General features: G+C 38.9%; 9 protein-coding genes. 1 reads left to right on the forward strand and 8 read right to left on the reverse strand.

Features of this window, described 5'->3' with window-relative positions; translation table 11 throughout:
- Positions 1–110 precede the first annotated feature (110 nt).
- Positions 111–1013 (reverse strand): phospholipase D-like domain-containing protein, encoded by a 903-nt coding sequence (locus tag FYJ57_RS14205; protein WP_154433162.1) that lies wholly within the window; start codon positions 1011–1013, stop codon positions 111–113.
- A gap of 71 nt (positions 1014–1084) precedes the next feature.
- Here FYJ57_RS14205 and FYJ57_RS14210 point away from each other — a divergent pair, with 71 nt between their 5' ends.
- Positions 1085–1648, forward strand: coding sequence for a TetR/AcrR family transcriptional regulator (locus FYJ57_RS14210; RefSeq protein WP_154433163.1), 564 nt, complete (start codon positions 1085–1087; stop codon positions 1646–1648).
- 42 nt (positions 1649–1690) lie between these two features.
- Here FYJ57_RS14210 and FYJ57_RS16440 read toward each other — a convergent pair whose 3' ends face one another.
- The 7 genes from FYJ57_RS16440 to FYJ57_RS14245 form a co-directional block, all read right to left on the reverse strand.
- Positions 1691–2101: a phospholipase D-like domain-containing protein gene (locus tag FYJ57_RS16440; RefSeq protein WP_154433164.1), complete on the reverse strand. Its 411-nt coding sequence runs from the start codon at positions 2099–2101 to the stop codon at positions 1691–1693.
- Positions 2102–2203: 102 nt separating this feature from the next.
- On the reverse strand, positions 2204–3067 hold the full coding sequence (locus FYJ57_RS14220) for a DegV family protein (RefSeq protein WP_154433165.1): 864 nt from the start codon (positions 3065–3067) through the stop codon (positions 2204–2206).
- A 31-nt stretch (positions 3068–3098) separates the two neighbouring features.
- A complete protein-coding gene (gene metK / locus FYJ57_RS14225) occupies positions 3099–4292 on the reverse strand; it encodes a methionine adenosyltransferase (protein WP_154433166.1) in 1194 nt (397 codons plus the stop codon).
- Between the two features lie 69 nt (positions 4293–4361).
- Positions 4362–5717, reverse strand: coding sequence for a radical SAM/SPASM domain-containing protein (locus tag FYJ57_RS14230; protein ID WP_154433167.1), 1356 nt, complete (start codon positions 5715–5717; stop codon positions 4362–4364).
- A gap of 56 nt (positions 5718–5773) precedes the next feature.
- Positions 5774–6358, reverse strand: a complete 585-nt coding sequence (locus tag FYJ57_RS14235; protein ID WP_205840003.1) for a DUF308 domain-containing protein — start codon at positions 6356–6358, stop codon at positions 5774–5776.
- Between the two features lie 238 nt (positions 6359–6596).
- Positions 6597–8372: an oleate hydratase gene (locus FYJ57_RS14240; protein WP_087315751.1), complete on the reverse strand. Its 1776-nt coding sequence runs from the start codon at positions 8370–8372 to the stop codon at positions 6597–6599.
- Positions 8373–8525: 153 nt separating this feature from the next.
- A complete protein-coding gene (locus FYJ57_RS14245; protein ID WP_328597498.1) occupies positions 8526–9107 on the reverse strand; it encodes a TetR/AcrR family transcriptional regulator in 582 nt (193 codons plus the stop codon).
- Positions 9108–9263: the final 156 nt, after the last annotated feature.

Here is a 9263-nt window from a genome sequence, read left to right on the forward strand (position 1 = left end):
ACAGCCTGGACCTTATATTCGTGGTCGTATTTACGTTGGGTACGTGACATTGAGAGTTCCTCCTTATTCTCTTTATTATACATGAATTCTTTGAGAATAAGGTGTCAACTTTATTTATACAACATCAGTATTAGAATGTTGTCCGCTTCTTCCATCTCATTTACCATCCTGTTCCAAACCTGCGGCTGTTTATTATCCGGATCTATAGGGTTGGTGCAAAGTTCAATACTTTCTGTCTCTATCGTTTCTTCAAACCAATCGATTTCACAAAAAGCTTCTGAATGTTTTTCTCTGACTTCCTGATAGTGTTCTCTTAATCTTCCGTTAATACCTTCATGTTTTCTATACATTCTACAACAGGAAAGATTCCATACCTTTTTAAAATAATCCTGAATCTGGATGTAAGAATTACCCTCACCCGGAACCGTTTCATAGACCAGAATATCCCTATCCTCATTATATGAGTCGATATAATTACCAAGAAATAAATCATCTGTGTTTCTTCCACCGAGAATATAAGCAAAATCATCTGCAATCAAATATTTGTCATGCATTCTGTAATTATTTTTCCACGGTTTTATCAGCGTAATAGGATTGTATAGCTTAACCTCCACATTTTCATGCGACGTAAGTTCCCGAAAATTTCTACTTCCTTTCAAATATAATGTTCCATTTATGCCATCAACTAATATCTGAACTTTTACACCTCTATCTGCAGCATTTAATAGTGCAGCCATCATATCCTGACCACTGTTATCGTCACGAAAATCAAAAATTGAAAGCATAATATTTTCTTTTGCCGATTCGATTAAACGGAGCCGCCACACCAACGCATCCACATTATTTTCAATATTTAATATTCTCTCCTGTCCAGCCATATTTAACACCCTTTCACACTCTCTGTTTTCTTCATCAGCTCGTTTGTGATACAGAGGCAGGATTGCTAGACATACTATCAAATAAAAGAACCATATTTTCAAAATACCTTTTATCATCTTTCCAAATTTTTTCATTGTTCTGCATCATTGTATCATTCGACATTTTATGCTACGATATAAAAAACAAAAAGCGAGTTGATATATATATGAACCATACAAAATCTGCCATCATAGATGCTTTCTGGCAGTTGCTGGAAGAACGTCCCTACACCAAGATTACTGTAAGGGATATTGTAGAACGCTGCCAAGTCAACCGAAACACCTTTTACTATCATTTTCATGACATTCCTGAGCTTCTGGAAACTACAATAAAATCTGATGTAGATCAAATCATCCAGACTAACGGACATTTTGGTTCACCGACGGATTGCTTGATTCCAATTGTTGAACGTTGCTTAAAACGCAAAAAGGCCATGCTCCATATATACCGTTCTGTGAAACGAGATGTATTCCAAAACGAATTGGAAAGAATCATACTCTACACAGTAACTCAATACATACATACTGTTACCAAAGATTTGAATATTCCTTCTGAAGATAAAACTATCCTAATACAGTACTATAAATGTTGCCTTCTTGGATACACATTAGATTGGCTGGACAAAAACATGAACTTTGACCTTTTGAAGTCAGTTACTCGTATTACGGATTTGATTGGAGATTCTTTGAAGCAGGCATTTCTTGAATTGTCCGAATCTTCAAGTATATAATACCCGAATAGATTGAGCACCGCTTCAACTTGGCGGTGCTCTTTACATTAGCGGGGCAAATATTCTCAAGATTTCCTGAAATACCCTTATTGGCAACCTTTCTATACACTCTTCTAATGTAATCTGCGTGCACTCATTCAATGTATCAAAATAATCTTTTTTTATTTGTAATACTGCCTTACTGTTATACATCCATACTCCACATTCGAAATGCAGATAGAGGCTTCTAAAATCTAAATTCGTTGTTCCTACAGTCGCTATCTGGTCATCGGAAACAAATATTTTAGAATGCATAAATTCTTTTGAATATTCATATATATTCACACCACCATATATCAATTCCCTGTAAAATGATCGTGTAGTCAAATGAATCAAGGCCTTGTCATAAATATGAGGAGTGATAATCCGCACATCTACACCGCTTTTAACCGCTAAGCACAATGCAGATACCATGCTGTCATCGACAATCAAATATGGCGTACAGATATAATACTTGTACTCGTCTCAAGAGCAATGCTCTAAACCATGAACGCTTCATTTGATTCCCCACTTATTCTAAATTCTTATTTTTCTACTTATCCCCATACCGAAAGCCCCTGGCCCCACATGACAGCTGATACTGAATGTCAGCGGATCGTATTTAACATCTTCCCAAGGAAACATCTCTTGGGTCATTTCCATCCATTCCTGATGTTCTTCCTTTTTTCCGAAGCTCCCTGCGACGCCCACATATATCTCATCACTATTTTTAAGAAATTCATCTGCAATTGTATTCATTTCCATAAGCAGACGCTTTTTACAGCTTTTTGTTCCACGAACTTTTGCATAGGCATCTAAACGTTCTCCAGCAATTACGAGCAGTGGTTTTATACTTAATAATGTGCCCATGGCAGCTCCCGCCGGAGTAACACGTCCTCCCTTTTTCAAATATTCTAAGGTTTCCACGCCTACATAGATAATGGATTCATAAGCAGTTTGTTCTAAAGCTTCTTTTATTTCTTTTGCAGAACACCCTTTTTCTTTCAGCACCAGTGCATCCAACACAGACTGCCTCTGGGTAACAGAAATACGATGATTATCAACCACCTGTACTTTTTCTTCATAATCCTGCGCCAGGGCCTGAGCTGTCTGATAGGATCCACTGAGTCCACTGGACATTGGAATATATACCATTTCATCATATTCAGATAATAGCAGCTTATCCCACATGTCTGTCACTTCTGCCGGCGAAGGCTGTGAACTAAAAACTTCTCTGTTTTCCTCAAGGCATTGATAAAACTCCTCATGAATTAAATCAATGCCTTCATAATATGTTTTCCCTTCCAGAATCACCGGCATTGGAATGACATGGACACCTAGAATCTTTCCTTCTTGTTCAAAGATCCCACTGTTGCTGTCTGTTACAATCGCAACGTTCATCTCATAATCCTCCTGTGCCATTTTTATACTATTACAAATATTTCTTTAATTCATTGGCTTTATCCAACCTTTCCCATGGAAGATCCACATCTTCCCTTCCAAAATGTCCATAAGCAGCTGTCTGTCTGTAAATAGGTCTTCTTAAAGTCAATTCTTTGATAATACCAGCTGGGCGAAAATCAAAGTTCTCTCTTACAATCTCCGTAATTCTCTCATCTGAAAGTTTTCCTGTTCCAAACGTGTCCACCATAATTGAGGTGGGCTGTGCTACACCAATAGCATAGGAAAGCTGCACCTCACATTTTTCAGCCAACCCTGACGCTACAATGTTTTTTGCCGTATAACGGGCAGCATATGATGCAGAACGGTCCACCTTGGTACAATCCTTTCCCGAAAAAGCTCCGCCACCATGCCGCGCATATCCTCCATATGTATCTACAATAATCTTACGGCCTGTCAATCCACTGTCTCCATGCGGTCCACCTATTACAAAACGGCCTGTTGGATTGATATAGAATTTTGTATTCTCGTCCACCATTTCACCAGGCAGGATTTCATCAAACACATATTTTTTAATATCCAACTGAATCTGTTCCTGTGTTATGTCTGGATCATGCTGTGTAGAAAGCACTACGGCATCCAGTCTGAATGGTTTGTCCTTTTCATCATACTCTACAGTTACCTGGGTTTTTCCATCTGGTCTCAAATATGGAAGTATTCCATCTTTTCGTACTTTTGTCAGCTGCAAGGCCAGCTTATGTGCAAGCTCAATGGGATAGGGCATATACGTCTTAGTCTCATTCGTCGCATATCCAAACATCATTCCCTGATCCCCTGCTCCGATAGCTTCAATCTCTTCATCTGACAAATTATGTTCTTTTGCCTCGAGAGCCCTATCCACACCCATTGCTATATCTGCCGACTGTTCATCAATGGCTGTCAACACACCACAGGTTTCTGCATCAAAACCATACTCTGCATTTGTATATCCAATTTCCCTGATTGTATCTCGAACCACCTTCTGGATATCTACATATGCATTGGAAGTAATTTCTCCCATTACCATAACAAGACCTGTAGTAGTTATCGTCTCACACGCCACCCGACTCATAGGATCCTGCTTCAATAATTCATCCAGCACGGCATCTGAAATAGCATCACACATTTTATCTGGATGCCCTTCAGTGACAGACTCTGATGTAAAAAATCGTTTACTTTTGTTCATTTTTTATTTCCTTTCATTTATTTCGATTACCTGAATAAATACTTCAATGTTCAAATTTATAGTTTTTCTTTAATCTACAATTTTCTTTTTCGCCCTGTTCTCTTTCCAAAGCTCATCTGCAACCGGCTTCCAATTCTTCGCATACTGGTCACATTTTGCACAAAGATGTTCTGCCGTTTCTGGAGATTGAAGATCTGTTGAGTGAGCACCTGATTTTTCAACCATTGCACGAAGCTTGTCAGGATTTTCCAGCATAGGACACGGACGAAGCATATTTTCATTAAATGGCTGATTATCATGGTAAGCCATCATCATCGGTGACTGCAGTGCTTCCAGAAGCGTCTTTTCCCGAATATTAGAATCTGAATAATGGATAAATACGCATGGATCGATATCACCGTTAGCATTTATATGTAAGTAGCGATGACCACCGGCGATACATCCGCCAACATATTCTGCATCATTCTGAAAATCCAGTGCAAACAATGGCTTTGTGGCACGATAACGACGGATTTTCTCATAAACTCCGGTACGCTGCTGCGGTGTAGGCATCAACTCTGGAACAGCATCGTTTCCTACCGGCATATAATGGAAATACCATACAAAATAGGCACCCATTTCAATCAATGTATCATAGAATTCCTCTGATGTAATTGAATCATAATTAGCGCTGGTATAGCAGCAAGAGATTCCATAAATCAGTTTCTTTCTTCTGAGAAGTTCCATGGCTTTACGTACTTTCTGATATACACCAGTTCCACGTCGTCCATCAGTTGCCTCTTCAAATCCTTCCAGAGAAATGGCTGGTACAAAATTACCTACACGGAGCATTTCATCCGCAAATTCTTCGTCAATTAATGTGGAATTTGTAAAGCAGAGGAATACGCAATCCGAATGCTTTTCACAGATCCGAATCAAGTCTTTTTTACGAACCAGTGGCTCGCCGCCAGTGTAAATATAAAAATAAACGCCCAATTCTTTTCCCTGGCAGATAATATCATCAATCTCATCAAAAGTAAGATTTAATTTGTGTCCATATTCCGCCGCCCAGCATCCCGTACAGTGCAGATTGCAGGCAGATGTAGGATCCAGAAGGATAGCCCATGGAATATTACAGTTATACTTCTTTCTCAGTTCTTCTTCCTTCTTCCAGCCAACCAGACTGGCATTAATAAACAGATTCACGGCAAGTGTCTTAGTCACATTGGGAGCTACCTCTTTAAAAAGACGGCGGATATAGTGATAATAAGGATGTTCCGGATCTGTAATTGCATCCCGAATTATTTTTCTCTGAGAAATAAATTCACCATCAGCAAATTTATCCGCCCAGTCCATCATCTTCGGCATATGCTTATCCGGGTCCTTGTAAATATAATTGAATGTCTGCTCAATTCCCAGTTTCTTTAAAGTATTTGATGCGTTCATAATAGAGTTCCTCCTAAGATTTTATATTTGTTAATAATAAATTTTACTTAAACATGCTATTCTTCCCAGTCAGTATCTTCCTCGTTCTTTTCCTGTCCTTGGATTTGTTTTGCAATCTTCACCGTCTCCTTGACCGTGAGATGGTTCATGAGACCTTTTGCAAAGAAACCGCATCCAATAATGACATGACTGATTTGACTTTCTTGAAAAGGCTTTATTATAATTAAGATACCAAAAGTAGCTACAATGATGGAAAGTGTCAATATCCATTTCCATATTTCAAGTCCAAATACTTTTGCGTCTTTTGCAGTCTGAACTTTTAATACAGCATCAAGCAAAATCAACAATCCAAGTCCTGGTGAAAGATATGAACGGATACGCAAATTGCATCCAAGCACTATCACACCAAGCACTATCAGGAATATTCCACAAGCCAGATCATATTGGAAAGCCAGATCATACAAATCATCTGAAAGATATCCAATAATCTTAACAATTCCATAAGCAACTAAGATGATGCCCCCTGTGATACATAGCACCAGTGGGGATATAGATGGTATTGTCATACATACGATTCCAACTATATAGAAAATAATTGAAATCAAAACATACCCATCTCTTGCCATACGAATCTTTTTCAATATTTTCACCTCCATTCTCTTTTTCTGCCTAAATTCTACATACTATTTCATTCTTCTTCTATGGGCAAACGTCTTCTATATATCCAAAAACTAGGCAATCTTAACATGTTTGTCTGGATTCATTCAAAGTCCAAGATCAATAAAAGCTTCCCATTGCCGACATAAATGTCGACAACGGAAAGCTTTTGCTTATTTGTTTATCATGGAAAAGAATATGATTATTTCAATTTTTTCAAACTCAAATAACATGATATTCTTTCAGCAGTTTTTCCACATCTGTGTTTTTGATAAAGTCTAAAGCCTTTTTAACAGCAATCTTTTCCTTGATTCCCAGCTTCATCTGAGTCAGTGGTTCTCCATCACGCAATTTGACAGTCGCATTCAAAAGATCCCTCACATCATATGTGCTGCACCAAACCTCCGGAACTCCACGGTCTACATTAAGCAAGGTATAAACAGCTTCCATACCGGTACGCATGGAATACTCTGTTGTAAAAATAGTATCCCTTGCGGTCTCGGCAAACTGGCCAATAAATGCAAAGTTTACTGCTCCATCAGGCACAACTTTTGGACGATCCGTATCATTACGAGGCATGAAAAAGGCATCAATATAAGGCATCATAACTGGAACTGTATTTGCACTGTTCTCAGCCAGTTCTTCGATCTCGTTTTCCGGCACACCAATATGGTACAGCCATTCCATACAGATCTCTTTTCCTGTACAATCTCTCATTGGCTTTTTGACATAGTCACCAGGTCTGTCATTAAAGAGCGCATATACCCAAACGAGACAATGGTCTTTTGGCTGGGAACGGAACTGTGGCTGACGGTTAATCGTCCAACTCAAAAGCCAGCTGGAATCTTTTACAGATACAATACCGCCGGTGACCACTTTACCAGTAAACGGATCTCGTTTACAGATATTTGTGATATATGGAATAATTCTTTGATCAAGTGTCTCCACAGTGGCACTCATCCAGTTGCACAGCTCACTGTCATAACAGAATTTATCCGGATTTCCAAAGTCAGGGCTTTGGGCGGCAATACGTCTCCACATATCCCATCCGCCTCCTGGCTTGATTTCCGGATTATATGGAGCCGGCGTATTCTGGGATCCCATTGCAGAGTTTTCCACACATCCACCATTTGTGATGAACACAAGATCATCCTCTGTGAGGTCTACGAAACGTGTTTCACCTTCCGCCTCAATTTCAATACGGGTAGCCTGCTTTCTGTTGGATGTAACATCAAACTCAACATTTACAACCTTTGTATTATAGTGGAATACGACACCGGCATTTTCCAGATATTTTACCATCGGAAGGATCATACTCTCATACTGATTATATTTTGTAAAGCGCAGAGCGGTGAAATCAGGAAGCCCTCCAATATGGTGAATATACCGCTTAATGTAACGCTTCATTTCCAGTGCGCTGTGCCAGTTTTCAAACGCAAACATCGTCCGCCAGTACAGCCAGAAGTTTGAATCAAATACTTCATCGTCAAAATATTCATCAATACGTTTATCATACAATTCTTCATCCGGCGTGAAAAACAGCCTCATGATCTCCATCTGTGCTTTGTCTGAAACTGCAAATTTCTTATCTGTATGTGCATCCTGTCCCCGGTTGACAGTAGCACGGCAAAGGGAGTAATTCGGATCTTCTTTATTGAGCCAATAATACTCATCCAGTACACTGACTCCCTCAGTTTCAATAGATGGGATAGAATGGAACAAATCCCACATAACTTCAAAATGGTTATCCATTTCACGTCCGCCACGCATTACATAACCTACACCCGGATATTCAAACCCATCACAGGCACCACCAGGAATCGGATCTTTTTCAAAAATGTGTATACGTTCACCTTTCATCTGACCATCACGGACAAGGTAACATGCGGCTGAAAGTGCTGCCAGCCCTGTACCAATAATATAAGCTGACTTGTGATCTACTCCTTCTGGTTTCTTCGGATGAGCAAAAGCTTCATAGTTTCCACTTGAATAATACATAATCATACCTCCTGAATTTCAATTCGTTATATATGTTTTTCAATTACATCCTCAATATACATTGTATGATAACTACTCTCAATCAACAATATAGCCCCATCATCGAATTCTTCGATGACAGGGCTATATTGTTGTTTTTTTCGACAAACTCCATCATTTGTTGATATTATCATATGGCTTATCAATCCGGCATTTTTCAAGCATACGAATGATATCTCCCTCTATTAAATTACTCAGTCTGAAAATCATCTTTTCCGGTGATGGTTTCATGTCCTGCCGTATCCAGTCCAGCATCATACCTACAAAAGCATACTTGTAAAAATCGGCAATAAATTTTTTATCCTCCTCCCTGACACTCATGCCTTGTGCACATTCTTCAACAACGTTAATAATCAATTGATAAACAACCCTGTACAGATATTGAATAATCTGTTCCTGACTCACATAACGGTAAACATTAAGTATAAAAGGCTTGTTTTCTTCTACGGCTTGAAAAATATTCAGAAATCCCTGTTCCCATGTATCATATGTAGTATTTCCATTTGCTGCTATGCAGGAATCCTCCTCACAGGACCATTCAATGAGGTCATAAATATCTTTGAAATGATAATAAAAAGTTGCACGGTTGACACCGCAGTCTTCTGTAATATCACTAATTGTAATTTTGGTAACCGGTTTTTTCAGTAACATCTTTTTAAGAGATGCCTCTAATGCTCTTTTTGTAATATCCGACACTTATCAATCCCTCCTATTCTGTATATCATTTAGTCGTTTGCGAAACGCCACAAGCCGCATAAATACGGCATTTTTTAACTGCAAAAAACAAATAACCCCTCACCGGATATGGTATAATAGAGTTGACGAGAAACTATAAACCATACATCCAAGAAA

It is taken from the genome of Oliverpabstia intestinalis (genome assembly GCF_009696065.1).
GTDB lineage: Bacteria > Bacillota > Clostridia > Lachnospirales > Lachnospiraceae > Oliverpabstia > Oliverpabstia intestinalis.

What these genes read in the sequence shown, in the direction of transcription:
- FYJ57_RS14220 (WP_154433165.1), bottom strand. Translation starts at nt 3,067, where the DNA reads ATGAACGTTGCGATTGTAACAGACAGCAACAGTGGGATCTTTGAACAA.
- FYJ57_RS14230 (WP_154433167.1), bottom strand. Translation starts at nt 5,717, where the DNA reads ATGAACGCATCAAATACTTTAAAGAAACTGGGAATTGAGCAGACATTC.
- metK (WP_154433166.1), bottom strand. Translation starts at nt 4,292, where the DNA reads ATGAACAAAAGTAAACGATTTTTTACATCAGAGTCTGTCACTGAAGGG.
- FYJ57_RS14210 (WP_154433163.1), top strand. Translation starts at nt 1,085, where the DNA reads ATGAACCATACAAAATCTGCCATCATAGATGCTTTCTGGCAGTTGCTG.
- FYJ57_RS16440 (WP_154433164.1), bottom strand. Translation starts at nt 2,101, where the DNA reads ATGGTATCTGCATTGTGCTTAGCGGTTAAAAGCGGTGTAGATGTGCGG.
- FYJ57_RS14205 (WP_154433162.1), bottom strand. Translation starts at nt 1,013, where the DNA reads ATGAAAAAATTTGGAAAGATGATAAAAGGTATTTTGAAAATATGGTTC.
- FYJ57_RS14240 (WP_087315751.1), bottom strand. Translation starts at nt 8,372, where the DNA reads ATGTATTATTCAAGTGGAAACTATGAAGCTTTTGCTCATCCGAAGAAA.